Origin of the sequence: Pseudonocardia thermophila, assembly GCF_900142365.1 — a bacterium.
GTDB classification, from domain to species: Bacteria; Actinomycetota; Actinomycetes; order Mycobacteriales; family Pseudonocardiaceae; genus Pseudonocardia; species Pseudonocardia thermophila.
The window spans coordinates 109,213-134,864 of record NZ_FRAP01000002.1; the positions used below are offsets into that span (position 1 = coordinate 109,213).

The 25,652-nt window shown below is 72.9% G+C and carries 27 protein-coding genes; 17 read left to right on the forward strand and 10 right to left on the reverse strand.

Annotated elements, in window-relative coordinates:
* Positions 1-58: 58 nt before the first annotated feature.
* Genes BUE41_RS02770 through BUE41_RS02780 form a run of 3 tightly spaced genes read left to right on the forward strand, consistent with a single transcriptional unit; the run spans position 59 to position 2,165 of the window.
* Entirely contained in the window at positions 59-685 is a 627-nt protein-coding gene (locus BUE41_RS02770) for a VOC family protein (RefSeq protein ID WP_073455250.1), read from the forward strand.
* Positions 682-930 carry a hypothetical protein gene (locus tag BUE41_RS02775; RefSeq protein ID WP_073455251.1) on the forward strand — a complete coding sequence of 83 codons (249 nt, stop codon included), beginning with the start codon at positions 682-684 and terminating at the stop codon, positions 928-930. Before BUE41_RS02770 ends, BUE41_RS02775 begins: the two co-directional genes overlap by 4 nt.
* A complete protein-coding gene (locus BUE41_RS02780; RefSeq protein ID WP_073455252.1) occupies positions 927-2,165 on the forward strand; it encodes an alpha/beta hydrolase in 1,239 nt (412 codons plus the stop codon). Before BUE41_RS02775 ends, BUE41_RS02780 begins: the two co-directional genes overlap by 4 nt.
* A gap of 4 nt (positions 2,166-2,169) precedes the next feature.
* On the opposite strand, the gene BUE41_RS02785 is transcribed toward BUE41_RS02780, so the two are convergent.
* Positions 2,170-2,613 (reverse strand): PPOX class F420-dependent oxidoreductase, encoded by a 444-nt coding sequence (locus tag BUE41_RS02785; protein WP_073455253.1) that lies wholly within the window; start codon positions 2,611-2,613, stop codon positions 2,170-2,172.
* Positions 2,614-2,846: 233 nt separating this feature from the next.
* Between BUE41_RS02785 and BUE41_RS02790 the strand changes: the two genes are divergently transcribed.
* Genes BUE41_RS02790 through BUE41_RS02800 form a run of 3 tightly spaced genes read left to right on the forward strand, consistent with a single transcriptional unit; the run spans position 2,847 to position 6,161 of the window.
* Positions 2,847-3,902, forward strand: a complete 1,056-nt coding sequence (locus BUE41_RS02790; RefSeq protein WP_073455254.1) for a thiamine pyrophosphate-dependent enzyme — start codon at positions 2,847-2,849, stop codon at positions 3,900-3,902.
* Positions 3,903-3,915: 13 nt separating this feature from the next.
* Positions 3,916-4,899 carry an alpha-ketoacid dehydrogenase subunit beta gene (locus BUE41_RS02795; protein ID WP_073455255.1) on the forward strand — a complete coding sequence of 328 codons (984 nt, stop codon included), beginning with the start codon at positions 3,916-3,918 and terminating at the stop codon, positions 4,897-4,899.
* Between the two features lie 5 nt (positions 4,900-4,904).
* The gene (locus BUE41_RS02800; RefSeq protein ID WP_073455530.1) at positions 4,905-6,161 is read left to right on the forward strand and encodes a dihydrolipoamide acetyltransferase family protein; all 1,257 of its coding nucleotides are present in this window, start codon (positions 4,905-4,907) and stop codon (positions 6,159-6,161) included.
* On the opposite strand, the gene BUE41_RS02805 is transcribed toward BUE41_RS02800, so the two are convergent.
* From BUE41_RS02805 to BUE41_RS02815, 3 genes are read right to left on the reverse strand one after another with little or no spacing between them, the layout of a single operon-like run.
* A complete protein-coding gene (locus tag BUE41_RS02805) occupies positions 6,158-6,679 on the reverse strand; it encodes a TIGR00725 family protein (protein ID WP_073455256.1) in 522 nt (173 codons plus the stop codon). The two genes, BUE41_RS02800 and BUE41_RS02805, sit on opposite strands and share 4 nt — an antisense overlap.
* A complete protein-coding gene (locus BUE41_RS02810) occupies positions 6,679-7,176 on the reverse strand; it encodes an Lrp/AsnC family transcriptional regulator (RefSeq protein WP_073455257.1) in 498 nt (165 codons plus the stop codon). Before BUE41_RS02810 ends, BUE41_RS02805 begins: the two co-directional genes overlap by 1 nt.
* A 46-nt stretch (positions 7,177-7,222) precedes the next feature.
* Positions 7,223-8,647 carry a PucR family transcriptional regulator gene (locus BUE41_RS02815; RefSeq protein ID WP_073455258.1) on the reverse strand — a complete coding sequence of 475 codons (1,425 nt, stop codon included), beginning with the start codon at positions 8,645-8,647 and terminating at the stop codon, positions 7,223-7,225.
* Between the two features lie 91 nt (positions 8,648-8,738).
* Between BUE41_RS02815 and BUE41_RS02820 the strand changes: the two genes are divergently transcribed.
* Entirely contained in the window at positions 8,739-10,256 is a 1,518-nt protein-coding gene (locus BUE41_RS02820) for a CoA-acylating methylmalonate-semialdehyde dehydrogenase (RefSeq protein ID WP_073455259.1), read from the forward strand.
* Between the two features lie 37 nt (positions 10,257-10,293).
* Positions 10,294-11,682, forward strand: coding sequence for an aspartate aminotransferase family protein (locus BUE41_RS02825; RefSeq protein WP_073455260.1), 1,389 nt, complete (start codon positions 10,294-10,296; stop codon positions 11,680-11,682).
* A gap of 150 nt (positions 11,683-11,832) precedes the next feature.
* Here BUE41_RS02825 and BUE41_RS02830 read toward each other — a convergent pair whose 3' ends face one another.
* Both BUE41_RS02830 and BUE41_RS02835 read right to left on the reverse strand, forming a co-directional pair.
* Entirely contained in the window at positions 11,833-12,249 is a 417-nt protein-coding gene (locus tag BUE41_RS02830; protein ID WP_143171939.1) for a pyridoxamine 5'-phosphate oxidase family protein, read from the reverse strand.
* A gap of 63 nt (positions 12,250-12,312) precedes the next feature.
* A complete protein-coding gene (locus tag BUE41_RS02835) occupies positions 12,313-12,786 on the reverse strand; it encodes a hypothetical protein (protein WP_143171940.1) in 474 nt (157 codons plus the stop codon).
* Here BUE41_RS02835 and BUE41_RS02840 point away from each other — a divergent pair.
* Complete coding sequence (locus BUE41_RS02840; RefSeq protein WP_073455263.1) at positions 12,727-13,197, forward strand: GNAT family N-acetyltransferase; 471 nt, start codon at positions 12,727-12,729, stop codon at positions 13,195-13,197. The genes BUE41_RS02835 and BUE41_RS02840 overlap by 60 nt on opposite strands.
* Here the strand turns inward: BUE41_RS02840 and BUE41_RS02845 are convergent.
* From BUE41_RS02845 to BUE41_RS02850, 3 genes are all read right to left on the reverse strand, one after another.
* Positions 13,130-14,143: an LLM class flavin-dependent oxidoreductase gene (locus BUE41_RS02845; RefSeq protein ID WP_073455264.1), complete on the reverse strand. Its 1,014-nt coding sequence runs from the start codon at positions 14,141-14,143 to the stop codon at positions 13,130-13,132. The two genes, BUE41_RS02840 and BUE41_RS02845, sit on opposite strands and share 68 nt — an antisense overlap.
* Positions 14,144-14,190: 47 nt before the next feature.
* Positions 14,191-14,268, reverse strand: coding sequence for a putative leader peptide (locus BUE41_RS32800; protein WP_407691645.1), 78 nt, complete (start codon positions 14,266-14,268; stop codon positions 14,191-14,193).
* 235 nt (positions 14,269-14,503) lie between these two features.
* Positions 14,504-15,886 (reverse strand): DHA2 family efflux MFS transporter permease subunit, encoded by a 1,383-nt coding sequence (locus BUE41_RS02850; RefSeq protein ID WP_073455265.1) that lies wholly within the window; start codon positions 15,884-15,886, stop codon positions 14,504-14,506.
* A 54-nt stretch (positions 15,887-15,940) separates the two neighbouring features.
* Here BUE41_RS02850 and BUE41_RS02855 point away from each other — a divergent pair, with 54 nt between their 5' ends.
* Positions 15,941-16,426: a MarR family winged helix-turn-helix transcriptional regulator gene (locus BUE41_RS02855; RefSeq protein WP_073455266.1), complete on the forward strand. Its 486-nt coding sequence runs from the start codon at positions 15,941-15,943 to the stop codon at positions 16,424-16,426.
* 204 nt (positions 16,427-16,630) lie between these two features.
* On the opposite strand, the gene BUE41_RS02860 is transcribed toward BUE41_RS02855, so the two are convergent.
* Complete coding sequence (locus BUE41_RS02860) at positions 16,631-17,368, reverse strand: GntR family transcriptional regulator (RefSeq protein ID WP_073455267.1); 738 nt, start codon at positions 17,366-17,368, stop codon at positions 16,631-16,633.
* A 102-nt stretch (positions 17,369-17,470) separates the two neighbouring features.
* Here BUE41_RS02860 and iolC point away from each other — a divergent pair, with 102 nt between their 5' ends.
* Genes iolC through BUE41_RS02895 form a run of 7 tightly spaced genes read left to right on the forward strand, consistent with a single transcriptional unit; the run spans position 17,471 to position 25,583 of the window.
* Positions 17,471-18,454, forward strand: coding sequence for a 5-dehydro-2-deoxygluconokinase (gene iolC, locus BUE41_RS02865; protein ID WP_073455531.1), 984 nt, complete (start codon positions 17,471-17,473; stop codon positions 18,452-18,454).
* The gene (locus tag BUE41_RS02870; RefSeq protein ID WP_200803739.1) at positions 18,447-19,325 is read left to right on the forward strand and encodes a Cgl0159 family (beta/alpha)8-fold protein; all 879 of its coding nucleotides are present in this window, start codon (positions 18,447-18,449) and stop codon (positions 19,323-19,325) included. Before iolC ends, BUE41_RS02870 begins: the two co-directional genes overlap by 8 nt.
* The gene (gene iolB, locus BUE41_RS02875) at positions 19,322-20,194 is read left to right on the forward strand and encodes a 5-deoxy-glucuronate isomerase (RefSeq protein WP_073455268.1); all 873 of its coding nucleotides are present in this window, start codon (positions 19,322-19,324) and stop codon (positions 20,192-20,194) included. The genes BUE41_RS02870 and iolB overlap by 4 nt, the downstream gene beginning before the upstream one ends.
* Complete coding sequence (gene iolD / locus BUE41_RS02880) at positions 20,191-22,041, forward strand: 3D-(3,5/4)-trihydroxycyclohexane-1,2-dione acylhydrolase (decyclizing) (protein WP_073455269.1); 1,851 nt, start codon at positions 20,191-20,193, stop codon at positions 22,039-22,041. The genes iolB and iolD overlap by 4 nt, the downstream gene beginning before the upstream one ends.
* Entirely contained in the window at positions 22,038-23,528 is a 1,491-nt protein-coding gene (locus BUE41_RS02885; RefSeq protein ID WP_073455270.1) for a CoA-acylating methylmalonate-semialdehyde dehydrogenase, read from the forward strand. The genes iolD and BUE41_RS02885 overlap by 4 nt, the downstream gene beginning before the upstream one ends.
* A gap of 13 nt (positions 23,529-23,541) precedes the next feature.
* Positions 23,542-24,600: a Gfo/Idh/MocA family protein gene (locus tag BUE41_RS02890; RefSeq protein WP_073455271.1), complete on the forward strand. Its 1,059-nt coding sequence runs from the start codon at positions 23,542-23,544 to the stop codon at positions 24,598-24,600.
* Entirely contained in the window at positions 24,597-25,583 is a 987-nt protein-coding gene (locus BUE41_RS02895; protein WP_073455272.1) for a sugar ABC transporter substrate-binding protein, read from the forward strand. Before BUE41_RS02890 ends, BUE41_RS02895 begins: the two co-directional genes overlap by 4 nt.
* Positions 25,584-25,652: the final 69 nt, after the last annotated feature.

Here is a 25,652-nt window from a genome sequence, read left to right on the forward strand (position 1 = left end):
GAAGTGACTAGACTGTAGAAGTCTTGACGTTGGTGTTGAACCCGCTTACGGTGGGGTCATGAGCGAACTGGACCACCGCGTGCGGGGTGTCGACCACGTCGCCTTCCCGACCTTCGACCCCGCGGCCACCGTGCGCTTCTACCGCGACGTGCTCGGCTTCCCCGTCGTGCACTCGATCTGCGCGGCCGGCTGGGGCCCGCAGGACCACCCCGACTTCATCCACTTCTTCTTCGACATCGGCAACGGCGACCGGATCGCGTTCTTCTACTACTTCGGCCTCGATCGGGGATCGATCGGCGGCGGGCCGAAGGGGGACGTGCACTCCCGGTTCGGGGAGCACGTGCCGGACTGGTTCATCCGGTCCCGCCACCTCGCGATCCACGTGGACTCCGAGGAGGACCTGCTGGAGTACCGCCGCCGGCTCGATGCGAGCGAGTGGCCGTGCGAGATGCAGGTCAAGCACGAGACGATCGAGTCGATCTACACCCACGACCCGAACGGCTACATGTTCGAGATGACCCGGGCGATGCGGCCGATCACGCCGCAGGAGGATCTCGACGCGAACCTGACGATCGACGCGCTGCTCGACGTCGTGGCCGGGCCGGAGCCGACGTTCGGCAAGCTGCTGGCGCGCAAGGCCGAGCTGATCGTGGAGCGGGCCGCGAGCTGGGAGCCGGCGCGATGACGACGCTCTACGTGCTGGACGTCCCGGAGAACGCGACCGTACCGGTGGTCGCCGCCCAGGACCCGCAGGTCTCGGTGGGCCGGGTCGGGCCGTACTTCGAGATCCGCAGCGCCGGTCCCATCGTCGTCGACCGGCGCGCCACCGGCTGCCGGCACGCGGTCTGGTACTCCGCGGTGGCCGGCGTGGCCCGGGACTCGCGGATCGTGCAGCACGACAAGGACGCGCTGCGGGTGGAGCCGGCATGACGACGGGGCTGGGCGCCGGGCGCTACATCGTGGCGGGGGAGCGGCCCGCCGAGGCCGTCACGACGGTGCACGAGCTGACCACCGCCGACGGCGCGACCGTGCGCGGCGTGCTGTCGGTGCCGCCCGGCGCGCGCACGGTCGTGTGCCTCGCGCACCCGCGGCAGGACCTCACCCACCACCCGATGGTGGCGCCGCTGCTGCTCGCCGGGGCCGCGGTGTGGACCCAGCACACCCGATCGGTCAACAACGACCTCAACCTCGTCCACGAGCAGGCGCTGCTCGACGTCGCGGCCGGGATGGTGTTCCTGCGCGAGCGGTTCGACACCCTCGTCACCCTCGGCCACTCCGGAGGCGGCCCGCTCTACGCGTTCTACCTGGAACAGGCCGGGCTGCCTGCGCAACGCAGGATCGCCACCACCCCCGGCGGGCGGCCGACGCAGCTGCGCGAGGCGGACCTGCCCTCTGCCGACGCCGCGATCTTCCTCGCCCCCCACCTCGGGCAGGGCAAGCTGCTGCTCGCGTGCATAGACCCGGCCGTCGCCGACGAATCCGACCCGCTCTCGGTCGTGCCGGAGCTGAACCTGTACGACCCCGCCAACGGGTTCGCCGAGCCCCCGGTCAGCTCGTCGTACTCCGCCGAGTTCCTGCAGCGCTACCGGGCCGCGCAGCGCGCCCGGGTCGCCCGCATCGACGCGATCGCCCGTGCTCACCTGGCCCGGGCGGCCGAGGCGCGCGCCGCGTTCAAGCGGACCGGGTCCGCCGAGGACCGCCGCCGCGCGCTCGCCCCGAAGATCATCACGGTTCACCGGACCGACGCCGATCCGCGCACCGTCGACCTGTCCATCGACCCCAGCGAGCGCCCCTACGGGTCGCTGTTCGGCAAGCGCCCCGACCTCATCGACTACGGCCTGGTCGGCTTCGGCCGGCTCACCACTCCGGAGGCGTGGCTCTCGACGTGGTCGGGCCTGTCGTCGAACGCCGACTTCGTCCGCTGCGCACCCGGGGTCACCGTGCCGACGCTGTTCATCGAGCTGACCGGCGACCAGGCGGCGTTCCCGGCCGACACCCGCGCCATGATCGCCGCGCTGGGTTCCCGAGACCTCACCACCGCCACCGTGCGGGGGCTGCACTTCGGCGGCGCGATCGCCGAGGGGGAGCCGACCGGGAACGAGCTCGCCGCGGCCGAGATCGTGCGCTGGCTCGCCGACCGCGTCGAGCTCGCCCCGATCCGCTGATCACCTAGCGGATCCGCTCGCCGTAGATGTGGTCGATCGTCATCTCCATGAGCACGCGCCGGTCGGCCACCATCACCGACCGGTACTCCTCCCAGTCGGGGTGCTCACCCGCCGCCTTGCGGTAGTACTCGACGAGCGCCTCCACCTCCGGCCCGTGCGGATCCGTGCCCGGGCCGATGAGCGTCGCCGTGCCCTCGACGGTCGCCCACGCCCAGCCGTCGGGGCTGGTGACCTCCAGCGTGGCGCGCGGATCGCGGCGCAGGTTGCGCGTCTTGGCCCGGCCCTCCGTCATCGATACGCGGATGACGTTCGCCTCCGGGTCGTACGCCGGCGTGACGGGGGAGAGCTGCGGGCGGCCGTCCGCCTTGATCGTCGCGAGGACGCCGATCTTCGCCTCGGCGAGCAGGGCGCGCGGGTCGAACGTCGTCTCGGGCGTGGTCTGCGTCATGCCCCAGCCAACTCCAGCTGGGGCCCGGCTTATTTCGCGGGATGATCTCGGACGTCCGGCTGACGGTCGTTCATCGATCGGTTGTCCGATAATCAGCACTCAGATCGATCGATCGTTTGCCCAGAGCTGGTTCCGTGTTACGTTCGTTCGGCGCTCGCACACGCTGAGCGCACCGGTCTCGGGACGGCGCCGTCGCGATCCGACGGCGCCGCCCGTGTCTGTGGAGGAACCGCATGGAACCCGTGCAGCTGCTCAGTCCCGACGGAACGTTCACCCCCGACCCGGCGTGGCCCCTGGAGGTCACGCCGCAGCTGTGCCGGGACTTCTACCGGCGCATGGTCCTCGCCCGCCGCTTCGACGACGAGGCGCTCGCGCTGCAGCGCCAGGGCGAGCTCGGGTTGTGGTTGCAGTCGCGCGGGCAGGAGGCCGCCCAGGTCGGCTCGATCCTCGCCCTGCGCGACACCGATTACGTCTTCCCCAGCTACCGCGAGCAGGCGGCGGCGCTGTGCCGCGGCCTCACCCCGGCCGAGCTGCTCGTGCAGTGGCGGGGCAACGCGCTCTCGGGCTGGGACCCGGCCCGCTACCGCTTCCACATCTACACGCTCGTGCTGGCCGCCCAGCTCCCGCACGCCACCGGCTACGCGATGGGCGTGCAGCGCGACGGCACCGACGAGATCGTCGCCGTCTACTTCGGCGACGGCGCGAGCAGCGAGGGCGAGGCCAACGAGGCGTTCAACTGGGCCGCAGCCGCCGGCGTGCCCCTGCTGTTCTTCTGCCAGAACAACCACTGGGCGATCTCGACGCCCACCCACATCCAGATGCGCGCCCCGCTGCACCAGCGGGCGCGCGGCTTCGGACTGGACGCCCACGTCGTCGACGGCAACGACGTCCTGGCCGTGCACGCGGTCACCCGGGCGGTCGCCGAGCAGATCCGCGCGGGCGGCGGCCCGGCGCTGATCGAGGCCGTCACCTACCGGATGGCCGGGCACAGCACGTCCGACGACCCCACCCGCTACCGCACCGCGAGCGAGCTCGACAGCTGGCAGGCCCGCGACCCCATCGCCCGGCTGGAGTCGCTGATGGTCGCGCAGGGCTGGATCGACGAGGAGCTCCGCGCGCAGATCGCCCGCGAGAGCGATGCGCTGGCCGAGGAGACCCGGCGGGTCTGCCGCGAGTTCGGGCCGGTCGACATGACCGGCATGTTCTCGGCCGTGCTCGCCCAGCAGAGCCCGCTGCTGGCCGAGGAACGCCGCCGCCACGAGGCCCTCGTCGTCTCCTACGCCGACTGACGGGGAACCCGACATGCCCGAGCTCACCCTCTCGAAGGCGATCAACACCGGCCTGCGCCGCGCGCTGGAGGACGACCCGAAGGTCATCGTCATGGGACAGGACGTCGGCGGTCTCGGCGGTGTGTTCCGCGTGACCGACGGCCTGCAGAAGGACTTCGGCAGTGATCGCGTCATCGACACCCCGCTGGCCGAGGCGAGCATCGTCGGTACCGCGATCGGGCTGGCCCTGCGCGGCTACCGGCCGATCTGCGAGATCCAGTTCGACGGGTTCGTCTACCCCGCGTTCAGCCAGATCGTCTCCCAGCTGGCGAAGCTGCGCGCCCGCACCAACGGCCTGCTGTCCGTACCCGTGGTGATCCGCATCCCGGTCGGGGGCGGCATCGGTGCGGTCGAGCACCACAGCGAGTCGAACGAGGCCTACTTCGCCCACACCGCCGGGCTGCGCGTGGTCTGCTGCTCCGATCCGCACGATGCGCACTGGATGCTGCGCATGGCCGCGCGCGGCGCCGATCCGGTGATCTTCTACGAACCGAAGCGGCGCTACTGGTCGAAGGCAGACGTCGCCGAGTCCGCCGACGACGCGCGGGTGCTGCCGCTGGACCGCGCCCGGGTCGTCCGGCCCGGCCGCGATCTCACCCTGCTCACCTACGGCGGCATGGTGGCGACCTGCCTGGAGGCGGCGGAGATCGCCGCCGAGGAGGGCCGCGACCTGGAGGTCGTCGACCTGCGCTCGCTCTCCCCGCTCGATCTGGACACGATCACCGCGTCCGTCGACCGCACCGGCCGCTGCGTCGTCGTGCACGAGGCGCCGACGTTCGCCGGGCTGGGCGCCGAGGTGGGCAGCGCCGTCACCGAGCGCTGCTTCTACCGGCTGGAGGCGCCGGTGCTGCGGGTCGGCGGGTACAACACGCCGTACCCGCCGGCGAAGGTCGAGGACCAGTACCTGCCGGACGCCGACCGCGTGCTCGACGCCGTCGACCGGGCCTTCGCGTGGTGACCGCCGTGACGCAGACCGTGCTCGAGTCCGTGCAGCAGTTCCGCCTCCCCGACGTGGGGGAGGGCCTCGAAGAGGCCACGATCGTCAGCTGGCGGGTGGGCGTCGGCGACCGGGTGACGCACAACCAGGTCCTCGTCGAGATCGAGACGGCCAAGTCGCTCGTCGAGCTGCCCTCTCCGTTCGACGGTGTGGTGACCGAGCTGCTCGCCGCCGAGGGCGAGACGGTCAAGGTCGGCACTCCGATCATCAGCGTCGGACCGGAAGCAGCTCCGCCGGCGTCGCAGCCGGAACCGACGCCGTCGGTGCTCGTCGGGTACGGTCCGGCGGGAGACGGCGGCAGGCGCCGCCGCAGACGCCGGCCCACGGCCTCGCCCGCGCACCCGGGGCTCGACGGGCGCGTCCGGGCGAAGCCACCGGTGCGCAAGCTGGCCCGCGATCTCGGCGTCGATCTCGCCACCGTCCCGGCGACCGGTCCGCACGGCACGATCACCCGCGAGGACGTCGAGCGGGCGGCGGCACCGGCACCGGTGGAGGCACCGGCACTGGTGGGAGCACCGGAGCCGGACGTCACCCGCATCCCCGCCTCCGGCGTGCGGAAGGCGACCGCGGCGGCGATGGTGAAGAGCGCCTTCACCGCCCCGCACGTCACGGAGTTCCTCACCGTCGACGTGACCCGCTCGGTGAAGCTGGTCGAGGAGCTGCGCGCCGCACCCGCCTACGCAGGTTCGAAGGTCACGATGCTGCTGCTCGCCGCGCGGGCGCTGATCGCCGCGGCCAAGGAGTTCCCGGACGTCAACGCCTCCTGGGACGACACGGCCGGCGAGATCGTCCGCCACGAGCGGGTCAACCTGGGCATCGCGGCGGCCACCCCGCGCGGGCTGGTCGTGCCGAGCGTCAAGGACGCCGGCTCGCTCACGCTGCCGCAGCTCGCGGCGGCGATCACCGAGCTGGTGCAGACCGCGCGGGAGGGCCGGGCCGCCCCACGCGATCTCACCGGCGGCACGATCACGCTCACCAACATCGGGGTCTTCGGGGTCGACGCGGGCACCCCGATCCTCAACCCGGGCGAGGCAGCGATCCTCTGCCTCGGCCAGGTGCGGCGCACCCCGTGGGAGCACAAGGGCAGGATCGCGCTGCGCTGGACCACGCAGCTCGCGCTGTCGTTCGACCACCGGCTGGTCGACGGCGAGCTGGGCAGCCGGGTGCTCGCCCGGGTCGGCGCGATCCTCGAGCGCCCGAAGTGGGAGCTGATGCAGCTCTAACGAGGCTCGGCGTCCGGTGGCCGGGTCCGGGCGCCGATCGCCGCGTACGCGGCGGTGACGGCCTCCGCCGCGGTGTCCACGGGCACCGGGGCGGAGGCCGTTCGGCCGCGCGGGACGATCTGCCAGCTGCGCAGCGCCACGCACGGGGTTCCGGTGCGCACGGCCAGCGCGATCTCGCTGAGCGTGCCCCAGCTGCCGCCGATGCTGATCACGGCGTGGCTCGCGCGGACGATCAGCCCGTTGCGCAGTTCACCGATGCCGGTGGGCAGCGCGACCGTCAGGTAGGGATTGGCGGCGCTGTCGTCGGGGTCGGGCAGCAGGCCGACGGTGGTGCCGCCGTGGGCGACGGCGGCCCGGCACGCCGCCTCCATCACGCCGCCGAGCCCGCCGCACAGCACGGTCGCTCCGCGCTCGGCGAGCAGCCGGCCCACCTCCTCGGCGAGCTGCAGCTCCTCGGCGGTGGCGCCGTCGGAGTCCGGCCCGACGACGCCGATCCGCACGGCCCCCGGCACGCGCATCAGTCCCCGTCCGGCTCGTCGTCCTCGTCGAACGCCGCCCGCAGCGGGGTCGGTGCCGTCCACGTCTGCAGGACGATCATCGACTCGCTGTGCTGGAAGTCCGCGACCGCCCAGACCTCGCCGAGCAGGATCTCCCGCAGGTGCAGCTGGTCGCGCACCTGGAACGTCAGCAGCAGGTCCCACCGGCCGGTGACCAGCTGGATCGAGCGCACCTCCTTGATCGACCGCAGCTGCTCGACGGTCTCGCGCACCGGTTTGCCCTGCCGCAGCTGGATGGCGACGACCACCTCGAGGGCGTAGCCGAGCGCCGCGAGATCGACCTCGGCGGTGAACCCGCGGATGACGCCGCGCTTCTGGAGCCGGTCCAGGCGCTCGCCGACCGCGCTCGGGGACATGCCGATCGCCCTGGCGAGCGCGCGGTTGGACAGCCGGGGGTTCTCGATGAGCAGCTCGAGGAGCCTGCGGTCCATCGCGTCGACGACGGTCTTGCGCTCCACGGTTCCTCGCCTCCGTCGGCCCTGGTTCGGCGATCGACAGTAGCGGTCAGCCGATCCCGGCCGTGTCCGCGGCCAGCAGTGCGACCTGCAGCGACAGCTTGACCGCTGGATCGGTGAGATCGCGGCCGAGCAGCTGCCCCAGCCGGCGCACCCGCGCGTACGCGGAGGGACGGCTGGTGCCGATCCGGGTGGCGAACGCGGTGATCACCCCGTCCGCCTCGGCGAACGCGCGCAGGCTGCGCAGCGCGTCGGTCCGCCGCCTGTCGTCGAGCCGCAGGATCGGGCCGAGCTGGTCCTCGACGAAGGCGAGCAGCCGCGGATCGTCGCGCAGCTCGTGGACCAGCCCGCGGATCCCCAGGTCGGCGGATCGCCACACCCGTGCAGGCCCCGGTGGGACCGCGCCGAGCACCCGCATGGCCTCGGTGACCGCGGCGGGCAGGTCCTCGAACGCCGCCGCCTCCGCCGTGGCGACCGGGTACGCGACCGACACCGGCTCGGCCCGGCCGATCGCCACCACCGTCCCGTCCGGGAGGTCGCCGGTGAACGGCACCGGTAGGGCGGACCCGGCGGGGCAGGCCAGCACCGTGAACGGCCCAGCGGGATCGAGCCCGAGGGCGGCCGCGCGAGCGCGCAGCTCGGGCAGGCCGCCGCGGGGCAGCGCGAGGAGATCGGCGAACCAGTGGCTGCGGGCGGTGCGGGCGGGGTCCGGCTCGGGGGAGAGCCTCGCGATCACCGTGAGCGTGTCGGCGGCGTTGACGAGCACCATCGGCACCCGGTCGTCGTCGACGCGGGTGGGGACGACGAGGCGCCCCCAGCGCGCGGTGGGCCGGCCGACGGGCACGATGTGCCAGCCCTCCGCTGCCGCGGCGCCGCGGGAGCGCGTGGTCCAGTCGCGCAGCACCTGCGCCGGGTCCCCGCCCGCGACGGCGAGCACCCGGTGCGCCAGGTCCTCCAGCACCACCGGGTACCCGAGCAGTCCCGCCGCGGTCTCCACCACCCGGCCGGGGCGGGCCGCGTCGACGGCGAGGCCGCGGAACGCGTCGGCGACCCGTTGGGAGAACCGCAGCTGGGCGTGCTGCTCGGTGAGCACCCGGCCCAGCACGGCCTCGGTGACCTCGATGAACCGGACCGTGCGGCGCAGCTCGATCAGCGGGAACGACATCGCGCGAGCGGCCTGCACCAGCTCGTCCGGCAGCGCCTTCAGCCGCTGGCCCAGCTCGATCATCAGCGCGACCCCGCCGGCCACGCGCAGGGCTCGCAGGTAGTCGGCCGGGTCCGTCGTCGGGTCGCTCACCGGGATCCCGATCGAGAGCACCAGCTCGCCGCCCGACAGCGTGCCGGCCGGATCGGGCAGCTCGCTCACGTGCACCCAGCGCACCCGGGTGTCCAGCGCCGACCGGCCGGCTCGCACCACCGGCCGGCCGGCGGCCACCACCGGCAGCTCGAGGATCTCGGCGACGGTCGGGTGCACGCGCCAGATCTTTACAGACCGTCGACCCCTGCGGCAGATCGATACGGATCGACAGGTTCCTCGCGGTGGTGTGGTGCCGAGACTGAGAGCCATGACGAGCGTGCTGCAGACGTCCGCCGTGGTCCCGCTGCACCACTGGGTCGCAGGCCAGCAGGTGGCCGGCACCTCGGGCCGGTTCGGCGACGTGACCGATCCCGCCACCGGCGAGGTGACCGCGACCGTGCCGCTGGCGTCCGCGGAGGAGGCGGCCTCCGTGATCGCCGCGGCGAAGGCGGCGTTCCCGGCCTGGCGGGACACCTCGCTGGCGGCGCGCACCCGGATCCTGTTCCGCTTCCGCGAGCTGCTCAACGCGCGCAGCGGCGAGCTGGCCGAGCTGATCACCGCTGAGCACGGCAAGGTGCTCGCCGACGCGGCCGGCGAGGTGGCGCGCGGCCTGGAGGTCGTCGAGTTCGCCTGCGGCATCGCGCACCTGCTCAAGGGCTCGGCCACGGAGAACGCCTCGACGCGGGTGGACGTGCAGTCGCTCCGCCAACCGCTCGGCGTGGTCGGGGTGATCTCCCCGTTCAACTTCCCGGCGATGGTGCCGCTGTGGTTCTTCCCGATCGCGATCGGGGCGGGCAACACCGTGGTGCTCAAGCCGTCGGAGAAGGTGCCGTCGGCGGCGCTGTGGCTGGCCCGGCTGCTGCAGGAAGCCGGCCTGCCCGACGGCGTGTTCAACGTGCTCAACGGCGACAAGGAGGCCGTCGACGCGCTGCTGACCAGCCCGGACGTCAAGGCGATCAGCTTCGTCGGCTCCACCCCGATCGCCCGCTACGTCTACGAGACCGGCACGGCCAACGGCAAGCGGGTGCAGGCGCTGGGCGGGGCGAAGAACCACATGGTGGTGCTGCCGGACGCCGATCTCGATCTCGCCGCCGACCAGGCCGTCAACGCCGGCTTCGGCTCGGCGGGGGAGCGGTGCATGGCGATCTCGGTGGTGCTCGCCGTCGGGGACGTCGCCGACCCGCTGGTGGAGAAGATCGCGGAGCGGGCCCGCGCGCTGCGCACCGGTGACGGCCGCCGCTCCTGCGACATGGGTCCGCTGGTCACCGCCGCGGCCCGCGACCGCGTCACCGGCTACATCGAGGCCGGGGTGGCGGCGGGCGCGGAGCTCGTCGTCGACGGGCGGGAGGCGCAGTTCGACGCCGACGGCGCCGGCTTCTTCGTCGGCCCGACACTGTTCGACCACGTCCGCCCCGACATGTCGATCTACACCGATGAGGTCTTCGGACCGGTGCTGTCGGTCGTGCGGGTCGCCGGTTACGCAGAGGCGATCGAGCTGATCAACGCCAATCCGTACGGCAACGGGACGGCGATCTTCACCAACGACGGCGGGGCCGCGCGGCGGTTCCAGAACGAGGTCGAGGTGGGGATGGTCGGCATCAACGTGCCGGTCCCGGTCCCGGTGGCCTACTACTCGTTCGGCGGGTGGAAGAACTCGCTGTTCGGCGACACCCACGCGCACGGCGTGGAGGGCGTGCACTTCTTCACCCGTGGCAAGGTGGTCACCACCCGCTGGCCCGATCCGTCGCACCGCGGGGTGGACCTCGGTTTCCCGCAGAACTCCTGATCGCCCGCACCCGAGAACCGTCGAACGGAGGCGCGACATGACCGCGCTGCACGAACCGTCCACCGCGACCGGCACCGCCGATCAGGCGGCCCGACACCTGTGGATGCACTTCGCCCGAATGGGCGGCCGGGGCCCGGAGAACCCAATCCCGGTGATCACCCGCGGCGAGGGCGTGCACATCTGGGACGACCGGGGCCGCCGCATCCTCGACGGCCTCGCCGGGCTGTTCGTCGTCCAGGTCGGCCACGGCCGCCGCGAGCTGGCCGAGGTCGCGGCCCGCCAGGCGAGCGAGCTGGCCTACTTCCCGGTGTGGGGCTACACCACGCCGGCCGCCGCGCAGCTCGCCGAGCGGCTCGCGCACCTCGCCCCCGGCGACCTCAACCGGGTCTTCTTCACCACCGGCGGCGGCGAGGCCGTCGAGTCGGCGTGGAAGGTGGCCAAGCAGTACTTCAAGCTCGTCGGCAAGCCGGCCAAGCACAAGGTCATCAGCCGTGCCGTCGCCTACCACGGCACCCCGCACGGCGCGCTGGCCATCACCGGCCTGCCGAAGATGAAGCAGGACTTCGAGCCGCTCGCGCCGGGCGGCTTCCGCGTGCCCAACACCAACCTCTACCGCCGCCCCGAGTTCGCCGACGACCCGGAGGGCTTCGGCCGCTGGGCCGCCGACCGCATCGAGGAGGCCATCCTCTTCGAGGGCCCGGACACCGTCGCCGCGGTCGTCCTGGAGCCGGTGCAGAACTCCGGTGGCTCCATCCCGCCGCCGCCCGGCTACTTCGCCCGGGTCCGCGAGATCTGCGACCGCTACGACGTCCTGCTCGTCTCCGACGAGGTCATCAACGCGTTCGGCCGCCAGGGCGCGCCCTTCGCCTGCACGAAGTTCGGCTTCGTCCCCGACATGATCACCTGTGCCAAGGGCATGACCTCCGGCTACAGCCCGCTCGGCGCCCTCATCGCGTCGGACCGCGTCATGGAGCCGTTCCTCCGCCCCGGGGTCACGTTCCCGCACGGCTACACCTGGGGCGGCCACCCCGTCTCCGCGGCGGTCGCGCTCGCCAACCTCGACCTCATGGAGCGCGAGGGCCTCTACGACCGCGTCCTCGCCAACGAGGGCGCCTTCGAGGCCACCCTGCGCACGCTGCTCGACCTGCCGATCGTCGGCGACGTCCGCGGCGACGGCTACTTCTGGGCCGTCGAGCTGGTCAAGGACAAGACCACCCGGGAGACCTTCGACCCCGAGGAGCGCGAACGCCTCGTCCGCGGCTTCCTGCCCGGTGCCCTGTTCGAGGCCGGCCTCTACTGCCGCCCCGACGACCGCGGCGACGTCGTCGTCCAGCTCGCCCCGCCGCTCATCGCGGGCCAGGCTGAGTTCGACGAGATCGCCGCCATCCTCCGGCACGTCTTCCAGGAGGCGGAGAAGATCGTCTAGCACCTCCTGCCGAACTGGTGGATCGGTGCATCGAGTACGGCGCGGTGCACCGATCCGCCGTCTCGGGCGCGGCTCACCCCCGCCTGAGTTCCCGTGGGATGGTCGGTGGCTCGGGGCGCAGGAGAGGAACCCCTGCAGACGCGATCCGCCTCAACAGCGCCGGGCGCACACCCCGGACCGCCCACCGCCCCTGACCGAGCAGCACCGGACGGTGACCACGGCGGCGGGATCGACGGCGCCCAGCGGATGCTCCACCGACGGCAACAAGGCCTCGTAGGTCCACGCCACCCGCTGCAGCTGCTCCGGCCGCTCACGGAAAGCAGCCGCCGTCACGGACCTCTCAAGCTCCCGGACGCGCCCGAACACCACGGCCTGCCGTCCCAGCGCGGCCCACGGGAAGACCCCGGACGCAACGGGGCGAGCCGTGAGGTCCCGGGTCTTGCCCGTAGGCGCCGAGGGATGGAACTGCAGCGCCCCACCCTCGACGGCGGTCACCAGCACCGTCCGGGCAGCCGGCGACCCATCCGGGAAGACCGTCGCCAGCACCATCGCCGACGGCGAAACCACCCCCGCAGCAGGTGCATCCGCGATCCACCGGTCGAGGACCGGGTCCTCACACTCCACGGTGCATCACCAGCAGCACACAGGTCTCCTCGCCGATCTGCCGGTACCGGTGCCCGGCTCCACCAGGACACGTGATCGTGTCCCGCGGCCCGAGCACCGTCCGCGTACTGCACCCGTCCTCGACGACCTCCACCTCCACCGCCCCCGCGCCACGTACAGCAGCTCGGCCCGCGGGTGCTCGAAGAAGTCCTCGAACTCCCGCGGCAGCCCGACGAACTCGGTGACGTCCACACCGGCGGGTTCGTGCAGGATCAGCCGGGCCCCGCCGCCGCCGACGTCGAGCATCTGGCCGGTGTCGCCCGGTCCGTCACCAGCGGCCGCGGCGAGCAGCGCCTGCTGGGTCGTCCCGAGTGCGGTCGCGATGCGGTGCAGCGAGCGCATCGAGGGGCGGGCGCGCCGGTCGCCGAGGACGCCGACGCCGTGGCCGAGCTGCTCGACCGCGCCCTGCACGCCGCGCCGCTGCTGCTCGACCTCGGTCATCAGCCGACCGATGCGGCCGATGCGGCCGAGCAGGCAGTGCGCTCGCGCTGCGGCACCCCGCGGCGCAGCCTCGTCCAGCGCTCGCCGTACGTCGCGATCAGCGGGACGTTCGAGGAGTTCCTGGCAGCGCGGTCCAGCACGTTCGTCGCCCGCATCCGTCAGCGCAGGCGCAAGCTGGGGGAGTCCGGCGAACTGCGGCTGGTCTTCCACGACGGGCGCGACGACCCGGACGTGCTCGACGCGGCGCTCGGGCTGGAGGGCAGCGTCCGGGGCGGCGCGGCGGGTCACGGCGCGGGTGCCCGCTCCGCGCCGGCCCGTCCCGCACATCCGGGCGCCGCGCCGCTCACCCGACCGGTGAGGTGGCCGGCACCCAGCCCAGCTCCGGCGCCAGCTTGGTGGCGATGTCGGTGAGGATCTGCTCGTAGTCCTCGGGCCGGAAGGTGAACGGCAGGGCGAACACGACCTCGTCGACGGCCTGGTAGCCGGCGTGCGCCTGCAGCTGCTCGGCGATCTCGGCGCTCGTGCCGACCAGGTCGCGGGCGAACAGCATGCCGGCGGGGCCCTGCGGCGCCGCGGTGCGCGGGGTGCGCGCGGCGGCGTAGGCGAAGTAGCGGTCCCGCTGCTCGGGCGTGGCGCTGTCGGTGGGGACGACGACGAGGCCCTGGGAGACCCGGCCGGTGGGGTTCTCCTCGCGGAAGGCGTCGATGTGGCGGCGCTGGATCGCCGCGAACCCGTCGCTCGAGCCCTCCGCGCGCACGACGCTGCTGGTCAGCAGGTGCATTCCGAGCTTGCCGGCGCGGCGGGCCGAGCCGAGGCTCGCCGCGCCGTACCAGAGCCGCGACCGCAGCCCGGGCGAGTGCGGCTGCACCCGGTCGGAGAACACCTCGAAGCCCTCGGTCCCCTTCCACGCGGGGACCGGTTCCCCGGCCACGGCGCGCAGGAACCGTTCGAGCCGTTCGTCGCCGAAGTCCTCGAGATCGGCCGAGTGCGGGTACAGCGCGTCGCGCACCAGGTCGTAGTGCATCGGCGGGCCGACGCTCACGCCCGGGTTGAGCCGGCCGCCCGACAGCAGGTCCACGGTGGCCAGATCCTCGGCGAGCCGCAGCGGGTTCTCCCAGCCCAGCGGAGTCACCGCGGTGCCCAGCTCGATCCGGGACGTGCGCTGGCTCGCCGCGGCCAGCACCGCGACGGGCGACGAGATGCCGAACTGCAGGTGCCGGTGGCGCACCCAGGCGCTGTCGAAGCCGAGCCGTTCACCCAGTTCGATCATCCGCAGCGTGGTCTCGTGACCGGCCGCGGGATCGGCCTCGTCGAACAGCCCGATGGTGAGGAAGCCGAGCTTGCGCAGGCGGGACATAGCGGGGGGACGGACCTTTCGCAGGAGTGTGCGGGAACGGCGGAGGATCAGCGGGCACGACAGCCTGCGCTGCTGACGCGCTCGAGATCGATGTGCCGGCGGCGCACCAGATCCTGTCCGGCCACGTGCGTGCACCCCTCTCGGCTCTCGATCCAGAGTGGTCGCGGTGCCGAGGCCGGTCAAGCGGGCGGGCCGCCGTGTGGCGGCCCTCTCAGCCGAGCGGCACCGCGTGGACCTGGCCGTGCGACTGGGCTGCGGGTCGCGGATCTCGGTGCGTCGAGAACGAACTCGTGGCGACTTGAATCGATTCGAGATCGCCACTGCTTCGTTCTCGACGCGGGTACTTTCCGGCGTCGGAACTCAGCGGGCCGGCGGCCGGGCGGGCAGCAGGAGCGTGACGGCGAGGACGACGGCGAGGAGCGCGATGGTCCACGTGAAGGTGTGTGCGAAGGCCGTGCCGGCGTCGGGTGCCGCAGCGAGCTGCCGCTCCAGGACGAGCGCGGCGAGGACGGTGCCGAACGACGCGCCGATGCGCTGGACGACGGTGAGCAGGCTGGTGGCCCGCGGGATCGCGACGGGCGCGACGTCGCGGTAGCTCGTCGCGGAGACCGCCACGCCGATGCCGCCGAGCCCGGCTCCGAGCGCGGCCAGGCCCGCGGAGAGCACGACGAGCGACGCGTCGCCGGCGGCGGCGAACACCCCGAGCCCGACGGCGGCCAGCGCCGTGCCGGTGAGTGCGACGATCCGCGGGCCGGTCCGGTCGGCCCAGCGCCCGGCGACCAGCAGCCCGGCTGCGAGGCCGGCGCCCTGCGGGGCCAGCAGCCACCCGACCTGGTCGACGGGGAAGCCGCGGGCCAGCTGGTAGTGCAGCGGCAGGAGCAGCATCGGGCCGTACAGGCAGGCGCCGGACAGCAGCATCATCGCGGTCGCTACCGCGAACGTCCGCTGCCGCAGCAGCCGCAGGTCGAGCAGGGCCCGGTCGCCGCGGCGGAGGGAGCGCAGCACGAACCAGGTGAGCAGCACCGCGCCGTCCACGAGCAGCGCGACCGAGACGTCCGGGGCCTCGCCGGCCAGGGAGAGGCCGGCCAGGATCGCCACCGTCGCCGGGACCGCCAGCAGCGCACCGAGCCGGTCGAGCGCGGATGGCCGCGGCTCGTCCGCCGGATGCAGGTGGCGGTGGGCCAGCGCGATCGCGAGCAGGCAGAGCGGCGCGTTGACGAAGAAGATCCAGCGCCAGCCGAGCGTCCCGAGGATGATCCCGCCCAGCACCGGGCCGAGGATCGGGGCGAGCTGGCCGGGGATGCCGATCAGCCCCATGGCGCGGCCCATCCGGCGGGGGCCCGCCGCGCGGGCGAGCACCGCCTGCACCAGCGGCAGGATCAGCCCGCCGCCGAGGCCCTGCACGACGCGGAAGGCGATCAGGCTGCCGATCGACCACGCCAGGCCGCAGAGGATCGAGCCGGCGAGGAACAGCCAGAGCGTGCCCAGCCAGACGCGGCGGGCGCCCCAGCGGTCCGTGAGCCAGCCCATGAGCGGGATCGCGGCGGCCATGGCGAGCAGGTAGGCGGTCGTGGCCCATTGGGCGACCTGCACCGTGGTGTCGAACGCCCTGGTCAGGTCGCTGATCGCGACCGCGACGATCGTGGTGTCGAGCAGCGCCGCGGAGGCGCCGGCGAGCAGGACGCCCATGAGGCGGAGGAGGGCGGGATCGATGCGGTCCGGGTCGGACCTGATTGATGGCATGCCAACAAAGTAGCGAATTTGCTGGCATGCCAACAGCGTCTCTAGGGTGGGCCCATGAGTCGCTCCGCGGACCGCTCGCCCGGGGTGGCGCCGCGCCCCCACGTCGGGATCAGCATCGACGGGGCGCCCATCGGGTCGCTCCTCCTGCAGGTCCTGCGCGCCCACGCGCGGGTGGGGACCGAGCTGCTCAACGCGGCCGGGGTCACGCCGCCGCACGAGATCGTCCTGCTCTACCTCGACGGGCGGGACGCGGTGCCGCAGACCGAGCTCGTGCACTACATGGGGCGCGATCGGTCGACGGTCACCGCGACGCTGCAGGCGATGGAGCGGGCCGGGCTCGTCGTCCGGGAGCCGTCCGCTTCCGACGGGCGGGCCCTGGTCGTGCGGCTCACCGCCAAGGGGCGGGAGGCGGTTCCGCGGGCCCGGGCGGCGTGGGTGGAGTTGGAGCAGCGGACGGTGCGGGGGTTGAGTGCGGAGCAGCAGCGGGATCTGGCCGATCTGCTGGTCCGAGTGCGGGACTCGTTGAACTCCGACGGCTGAGCGGGGCTGCAGTCCCGGCTGCGTGCGCGCACTGGGCCCGCGAACTGGGGGTTTCCCGACGCCGATCCGTGGGGTTCGGGACGCCGAGTCGTGGTTCCCGGGCCCGGACCGATGTGATCTCCTGCGGCCACGGCCCGCCGCGTCCGCGCCCGCCCGAGATCGTGCCCGCCCCGGCGCTCCCCGTGGCCGTCGCCGGCGAGGTCGTCACGCCGACGTCAGCGTCAGCTCGAAGCTGTAGCGCGAGGCGCGGTAGATGTGCGAGCCGTACTCGACGGCCTGGCCGCCGGCGTCCCACGCGGTGCGGGTCATGGTGAGCACGGCGGTGCCGGCGGGTTCGCCGAGGAGGCGGGCCTCAGCCGGGGTGGCGGCGCGGGCGCCGACGACCTGGCGGGCCATGCGCGGGACGCGGCCCGCGGCGCGGAGCAGGTCGTAGAGGCCGTGGTCGGTGAGGGCCTCGACGCTGAGCTCGAGGACGTCGGCGGGGACGATGTTGGTCATCAGGGCGAGGGGCTCGCCCGCGGCGTAGCGCAGTCGTTCGATGCGGGTGGCCGGGGTGCCCGGGGCGAGGCCCATGAGGCCGGCGACGTGGTCGGACAGCGGCTCGGAGACGAGGGAGCGGACCTCGGTGCGGGGATCCTGACCGCTCTTGGCGAGGTCGTCGTAGAGGCTGGTGAGCTCGACCGGGCGGCGCACCTTCGGGTGGACGACCTGGGTGCCGACGCCGCGCTTGCGGACCAACAGGCCGCGCTCGACGAGGTACTGGATCGCGCGGCGCATCGTCGGGCGGGAGACGCCGAGGCGATCGGCCAGCTCGATCTCGTTCTCCAGTCGGCTGCCGGCGGGCAGCTCGCCCTCGTCGATCAGCTGCTCCAGTCGGGTGGCCACCTGGTAGTAGAGCGGGACCGGGCTCGAGCGGTCCAGGGCGACATCGGGCACCGGCATGCGCAACTCTCCCCGGGTACTTTGTTAGGACAAAGTGTTGACATGTGATTAGCGCTGAGAGTACATCTTCTCCGCGAACCGGAGGAGGGAGCATCAGTGGCGATGTCCGGTCAGGGGGCGCTGCCCCCGGAGGTCCTCACGATGGGCCGGATCGGGGTGGACGTGTACCCGCTCCAGGTCGGGGTGTCGCTGCGTGACGTGACCTCGTTCGGCAAGTACCTGGGGGGCAGCCCGAGCAACGTCGCCGTCGCGGCGGCCCGGCACGGGCGGCGCGCCGCGGTGATCACGCGGACCGGGGCGGACCCGTTCGGCGAGTTCCTGCGCGACGCGCTGCGCGGGTTCGGGGTGGACGACCGGTACGTCGCCTCGGTGCCGCACCTGCCGACGCCGGTCACGTTCTGCGAGATCTTCCCGCCGGACGACTTCCCGCTGTACTTCTACCGCTACCCGAAGGCGCCGGACCTGGAGATCCACGCCCACGAGCTGGATCTCGACGCGATCCGCAGCGCCGACGTGTTCTGGGTGACCGGGACGGGGCTGTCGCAGGAGCCGAGCCGGACCGCCACGCTGGAGGCGCTGCGGGCGCGGGCGAGGCACGGCATCACCGTGCTGGACCTGGACTACCGGCCGATGTTCTGGGAGTCCCGCGAGGAGGCGCGCCGCTGGGTGCAGCACGCGTTGCCGCACGTCACGGTGGCCGTTGGGAACCTCGACGAGTGCGACACCGCGGTCGGGGAGCGGGAGCCGCGGGCCGCGGCCGCCGCGCTGCACGCGGCCGGGGTGGAGCTCGCGGTCGTCAAGCAGGGCCCCGACGGGGTGCTCGCGTCGCGGGGCGGGGAGATCGTCGAAGTGCCGCCGATCCCGGTCGAGGTGGTGAACGGCCTGGGCGCGGGCGATGCCTTCGGCGGCGCGCTGTGCCACGCGCTGCTGTCCGGCTGGGACCTGGACCGGGCGATGCGGTTCTGCAACGCCGCCGGCTCGATCGTCGCGGGCCGGCTGGCCTGCGCGGATGCGATGCCGACGTCGGAGGAAGTGGAGGAGACCGTGCGCGCCGGATCGGCGGTGGAGGTGGCGGGCCGTGCCTGACGTGGTGCAGCGGCTCGTGGAGATGCGGGTCCGGCGGCCCGACGCGGTCGCCGAGGCTGCGGCGAACCGGCGCAGGCCGGCGTCGCTGCTCGGGGAGCACGGCAGGCTGCTGATGGTCGCCGCCGACCACCCGGCCCGCGGCGCGCTGCGGGCGGGTGCCCGGCCGATGGCCATGGCCGACCGCGCCGACATGCTCGAACGGCTCGTGCTCGCCCTGTCGCGGCCCGAGGTCAACGGGGTGCTCGGCACGGCCGACGTGCTGGAGGACCTGCTGCTGCTCGGCGCCCTCGACGACAAGGTGGTCATCGGGTCGATGAACCGGGGCGGGCTCGCCGGCACCGCCTTCGAGATCGACGACCGCTTCACCGCCTACGACGCCGCGAGCATCGCCGCGGCCGGGTTCGAGGGCGGCAAGATGCTCGTCCGCATCGACCCTGAGGACGCCGCGACCGCGCCGACGCTGGAAGCGGCCGGGCGAGCGGTGAGCGAGCTGGCCGGCAACGGCCTGATGGCGATGGTCGAGCCGTTCATCTCCCACCGCGACGGTCCGAACGGGCGCGTGCGCAACGACCTGTCCACCGAGGCCATGATCCGGGCGATGACCGTCGCCGCTGGGCTCGGCACCACGTCGGCGCACACCTGGCTGAAGGTGCCGGTCGTCGAGGACATGGAACGGGCGATGGCCGCCACCACGCTGCCGGCGCTGATCCTCGGCGGCGAGGTCTCCGCCGACCCCGACGCGGCCTACGAGAGCTGGCAGAAGGCGCTCACGCTGCCCACTGTGCAGGGGCTGGTGCTGGGGCGCAGCCTGCTCTACCCGGCAGACGACGACGTCGAAGGAGCGCTGGACACGGTGGTGAGCCTGCTGTGAGCACCAAGCACATCGTCCGAAGGGGCGAGTCCGCCAGGGACGGATTCGCGCTGTTCATCACCCCGGAGAGCGCGGGGTGGGGCTACTCCGGGCTGCGCGTGCTGGAGCTCGCGCCCGGCGGCAGCGCCACCTTCGCCACCGGCGAGGACGAGATGGTCGTGCTGCCGCTCTCCGGCTCGGCGACCGTCGCGTGCGAGGGGGAGGCGTTCGAGCTGGCCGGCCGGCGCAGCGTGTTCAGCCGCGTCAGCGACTTCGCCTACGTGCCGCGCGACGCCGAGGTCACCGTCACCTCGGCGGGCGGTGGCCGGTTCGCGCTGCCGACCGCCCGCGCCACCCGCAAGCTGTCGCCGCGGTACGGCCCGGCCGAGGACGTTTCGGTCGAGCTGCGCGGCGCGGGCCAGGCCAGCCGGCAGGTCAACAACTTCTGCATGCCCGGCACCTTCGACGCCGACAAGCTGATCGCTGTCGAGGTGCTCACCCCCGCCGCGAACTGGTCGTCGTTCCCGCCGCACAAGCACGACGAGCAGACCGAGACCGAGTCGCAGCTGGAGGAGATCTACTACTTCGAGGTCGACCGGGACGGTCCGGCCTACCAGCGCGTCTACACCTCCGGGCCGGGCCGCGAGATCGACGTGTGCGCCGAGGTGCGCAGCGGCGACACCGTGCTCATCCCGTACGGCTGGCACGGGCCGTCGATGGCCACCCCCGGCTACGACCTCTACTACCTCAACGTCATGGCCGGCCCCTCGCCGGAGCGGGCCTGGCGGATCTGCGACGACCCGGCGCACGGCTGGGTCCGCGGCACGTGGGCGGACCAGGAGATCGATCCCCGGCTGCCCTTGACGACGACTGAGGAGAAGCAGCCGTGACCCGCTTGACGGTCGGCCAGGCGCTCGTGCGATTCCTGGCGAACCAGTACACCGAGCGCGACGGCGTCGAGCAGCGCCTGATCCCGGCCTGCTTCGGGATCTTCGGCCACGGCAACGTGGCCGGCGTCGGGCAGGCGCTGCTGGAGACGACCGACGAGATGCCGTTCTACATGGCCCGCAACGAGCAGGGCATGGTGCACACGGCCGTCGGTTTCGCGAAGATGCGCAACCGCCTGCAGACGTTCGCCTGCACCGCGTCGATCGGACCGGGCTCGACGAACATGCTGACCGGCGCGGCGCTGGCCAGCACCAACCGCATCCCGGTGCTGCTGCTGCCCAGCGATGTGTTCGCCACGCGGGTGGCTTCGCCGGTGTTGCAGGAGCTGGAGCGGCCCGACACCGGCGACGTGTCGGTCAACGACGCGTTCCGCCCGCTGTCGGTGTTCTTCGACCGGGTCTGGCGGCCAGAGCAGCTGCCGTCCGCACTGCTCGGGGCGATGCGCGCGCTCACCGACCCGGCCAGCGCCGGCGCGGTGACCCTCGCGCTCCCGCAGGACGTGCAGGCCGAGGCCCACGACTGGCCGGACGAGCTGTTCGCCAAGCGGGTCTGGCACGTCGCCCGTCCGGTGCCCGAGCCCGCCGCGCTGGCCCGCGCCGTCCAGATCATCCGTTCCGCGAAGGCGCCGCTGCTGGTCGCCGGCGGTGGCGTGATCTACAGCGAAGCGACTGAGGCGCTGGGCCGCTTCGCCGAGGCCACCGGCATCCCGGTCGCCGACACCCAGGCCGGCAAGGGCGCGATCGCCTGGGACCACCCGCAGGCCGTCGGCGGGATCGGCGCCACCGGCTCCCCGGTCGCGAACGCGCTGGCCCGCGACGCCGACGTCGTCATCGGCGTCGGCACCCGCTGGTCGGACTTCACCACCGCCTCCCGCAGCGCGTTCCAGAACCCCGACGTGCGGTTCGTCAACGTCAACGTGACCGCGTTCGACGCGGCCAAGCACGGCGGGGCGATGCTCGTCGCCGACGCCCGCGCGGCGCTCGAGGCGCTCACCGAGGCGCTGGCCGGGGAGCGCTGGCCGCGCCGGTGGAACACCGAGGTCTGGAACGGGGTCGTCGACCAGGCCTTCCACGCCGGCCGCGAGCCGCTGCCCGCGCAGACCGAGGTGCTCGGCGCGCTCAACGAGGAGCTGGACGCGCGCGACGTCGTCGTGCAGGCCGCCGGTTCCATGCCCGGCCAGCTGCAGATGCTGTGGCGGGCGAAGGACCCGAAGCAGTACCACGTCGAGTACGCCTACTCGTGCATGGGCTACGAGATCGCCGGCGCGCTCGGCGTGAAGATGGCCGCCCCCGATCGCGAGGTGTTCGCGCTGGTCGGCGACGGCTCGTACCTGATGATGGCGCAGGAGCTGGTCACCGCCGTGTCGGAGGGGGTCAAGCTCAACGTCGTCATCGTGCAGAACCACGGCTTCGCCTCGATCGGGGCCCTGTCGGAGTCGGTCGGCTCGCAGCGGTTCGGCACCCGCTACCGCTACCGCACCGAGTCCGGGCAGCTCGACGGCGACGTGCTGCCGGTCGACCTGGCCGCCAACGCCGCGAGCCTGGGCGCCGAGGTCATCCGGGTCCGCACGATCGCGGAGTTCCGGGAGGCGATCAAGCGCAGCCGCGCCGCCACCCGCACCACGGTCATCCACATCGAGACCGACCCGCTGGCGCCCGCACCCGACAACGAGGCCTGGTGGGATGTCCCGGTCGCCGAGGTCGCCAGGCTGGACACGACCGTCGCTGCGCGGCGGACCTACGAGGCCGACAAGCAGAAGCAGCGCCCGCTCATCGGAGGTGCGTCGTGAGGACCGTCCACCACTGGATCGGCGGCAAGGCGACGACCGGGGAGTCGACGCGCACCGGGCCGGTCTGGAACCCGGCCACCGGTGAGCAGCAGGCCGAGGTGCCGCTGGCGTCCGCCGCCGACGTCGACGCGGCGGTGCGCTCGGCGGCCGCGGCGTTCGAGACCTGGTCGCAGTCGTCGCTCTCTCAGCGTACGAAGATCCTCTTCGAGTTCCGCCGACTGGTCGCGGACAACATGCAGCGGCTCGCCGAGATGATCTCCGACGAGCACGGCAAGGTCGTCTCCGACGCGCGCGGCGAGGTGCAGCGCGGCCTGGAGGTCGTCGAGTTCGCCTGCGGCATCCCGCAGCTGCTCAAGGGCGAGTACTCCGACCAGGTCTCCACCGGTGTCGACCTGTTCTCCTTCCGCGAGCCGCTGGGCGTCTGCGCGGGCATCACGCCGTTCAACTTCCCGGTGATGGTGCCGATGTGGATGCACCCGATCGCGATCGCGTGCGGGAACACGTTCGTGCTCAAGCCGAGCGAGCGCGATCCCTCGCCGAGCGAGTTCGTCGCGCAGCTGTGGGCCGAGGCCGGCCTGCCCGACGGCGTGTTCAACGTGGTGCACGGCGACAAGGAGGCCGTCGACGCGCTGCTCGACCACTCCGGCGTCGCCGCGGTGTCGTTCGTCGGGTCCACGCCGATCGCCCGCTACATCCACCAGCGCGCGAGCGCTGCCGGCAAGCGCGTGCAGGCGCTGGGCGGGGCGAAGAACCACGCGGTCGTCCTGCCGGACGCGAGCATCGACCACGTCTCCGACCACCTCGTCGCCGCCGCGTTCGGCTCGGCGGGCGAGCGCTGCATGGCGATCTCCGCCGCGGTCACCGTAGGCCCTGGCACCTCGGCCGACGAGCTGGTCGCCGCGGTGAGCGAGAAGGCCCGCAAGACCAAGGTCGGCCCGGGCCGCGACCCGTCGAGCGAGATGGGGCCGGTGATCACCGCGGCCGCGCGCGACCGCATCGTCGGGCTCATCGGCAGCGGGCAGGAGCAGGGGGCCACCCTCGCCGTGGACGGCCGCGGCATCACGGTACCCGGCCACGAGAACGGCTTCTTCGTCGGTCCGACGGTGATCGACCACGTCTCCCGCGACATGGACGTCTACCGGGAGGAGATCTTCGGCCCGGTGCTGTCGGTGGTGCGCGCCGACACCGTCGACGACGCGATCGCGCTCATCAACGCCAACCCGTACGGCAACGGGACCGCGATCTTCACCTCGTCCGGCGAGGCGGCGCGGCGGTTCCAGCGCGGGGTGAAGGTCGGGATGATCGGCATCAACGTGCCCATCCCGGTGCCGATGGCCTACTACTCGTTCGGCGGCTGGAAGGACTCGCTGTTCGGCGAGCGCCACATCCACGGCCCCGAGGGCGTGTCCTTCTACACCCGGGCGAAGGTGGTCACCTCGCGGTGGCCGCGGGTCGACGCGTCCTTCCACTTCCCGACGGCGACGTGACCACGGGGACGGGATGAGCACGAGCGATCCGATCCGGGTCGGCGTGATCGGCACCGGCATGATCGGCCGCGAGCACGCGCTGCGGCTGGCGCGGCGCACCGTCGGGGCGCAGGTCGTGGCCGTCGCCGACACCGACGCCGAGCGCGCCCGCGCGGTCGCGACCGAGATCGGCGCCGAGGTCTACCGGTCGGGCGTCGACCTCATCGACGACGTGGACGCCGTCGTCGTCGCGTCGTGGGGACCGACCCACGAGGAGTACGTCCTCGCCGCGATCGCGGCGGGCAGACCGGTGTTCTGCGAGAAGCCGCTCGCGCCGACGCGCGCGGAGTGCAACCGCATCCTCGACGCCGAGGTGGCCGCGGGGCGGCGGCTGGTCACGGTCGGGTTCATGCGCCGCCACGACCCGCAGTACGTGGCGATGAAGGAGGTCGTGGCGGGCGGGTCGATCGGTGCCCCGCTGCTCATGCACGCCGCGCACCGCAACGTGTCGGTGCCGGACTTCTTCACCAGCGAGATGATCGTGACCGACACCGCCGTCCACGACATCGACGTGGCCCGGTGGATGTTCGATGAGGAGATCGTCGCGGTCACGGTGCTGACCGGGCGGGTCTCGCGCAAGGCCAAGCCCGGCTTCCGCGACCCGCAGCTGATCATCCTGGAGACCGAGAGCGGGATCCTCGTCGACGTCGAGGCCTCCGTGAACGCCGGGTTCGCCTACGACATCCGCGGCGAGGTCGTCGGCGAGGACGGCACCGTCGAGCTCTCGGAGAGCGCCGGCGCGATCGTCAAACGCGCCGGCGCCGCGCACACGTCCGTGCCCACCGCGTGGATCGAGCGGTTCGCCGTCGCCTTCGACGCCGAGTTCCGGGCGTGGATCGACGTCGTCGCCGCCGGTGGAACGCACCTGTCCGCCGGGCCGACGGCGTGGGACGGTTACGCCGCGACCGCCTGCTGCGAGGCAGGCCTGGAATCTCTGCGCACGGGGACACGGCAACCGGTCGAGCTGCGCCCGCAGCCGGCGCTCTACAGCACGAACGCGTCAACCACACCCACCGAAGGGATCCCTCGATGAGACTGCGCAAGGGCGTCATCGTGGCCGCCTCGGCCCTGGTGCTGGTCGCCACGGCCGCGTGCAGCGGCACGGGTCAGCCGACGAGCCCCGCCTCCGGCGGAGGCGGCGGGGCCGGCACCTACGGGTACAAGTTCTCGGTGATCACCCACGGCGCGCCGGGCGACACCTTCTGGGACGTCGTGAAGAAGGGCGCGGAGAAGGCCGGCAGCGACGAGGGAGTGAGCGTCAACTACCAGGCCTCGGGCGGTGACCCGGCCAAGCAGGCCCAGCTGATCGACGCGGCGGTGAACGAGAAGGTCGACGGGATCGTCGTGTCGATGGCGAACCCGGACGCGCTGCAGGCCTCGATCCGCAAGGCGGTCGACGCCGGCATCCCGGTCATCACCATCAACTCCGGGCAGGACAAGTCCAAGGAGTTCGGCGCGATCGCGCACGTCGGCCAGGACGAGGTCATCGCGGGCCGCGGCGCCGGTGAGCAGATGCGCGCCGCAGGCGTCACCAAGGCCCTGTGCGTGATCCAGGAGGCCGGCAACATCGGCCTCGAGCAGCGCTGCCAGGGCTTCCGCGAGGGACTCGGCGGTGAGGTCGAGAACCTGCAGGTGGAGAACTCCAACCCGTCCGGTGCGGAGGCCACGATCAAGGCGAAGCTGCAGACCGACCCGTCGATCAACGGGGTGCTCACGCTCGGTCCGGTGATCGGCGCGGTGGCGATCAAGGCCGTCGCCGACTCCGGCTCCTCGGCCAAGCTCGCCACGTTCGACCTGAACGCCGACGTCACGCAGGCGATCGCCGACGGCCGGATGCTCTTCGCCGTCGACCAGCAGCAGTACACGCAGGGCTACCTGCCCATCGTGATGCTGACGCTCTACAAGTCGAACCTGAACACGATCGGCGGCGGTCAGCCGGTGCTGACCGGGCCCGGCTACGTCACCCAGGAGAACGCCGCCCAGGTCCAGAGCCTGGCCGCGCAGGGCACCCGCTAGGACGCGAGGGGGAGCCGGGCCGCGGCGCCGGCCCGGCCCGGCTCCCCGCGGGTCTGAAGGAGACCACCC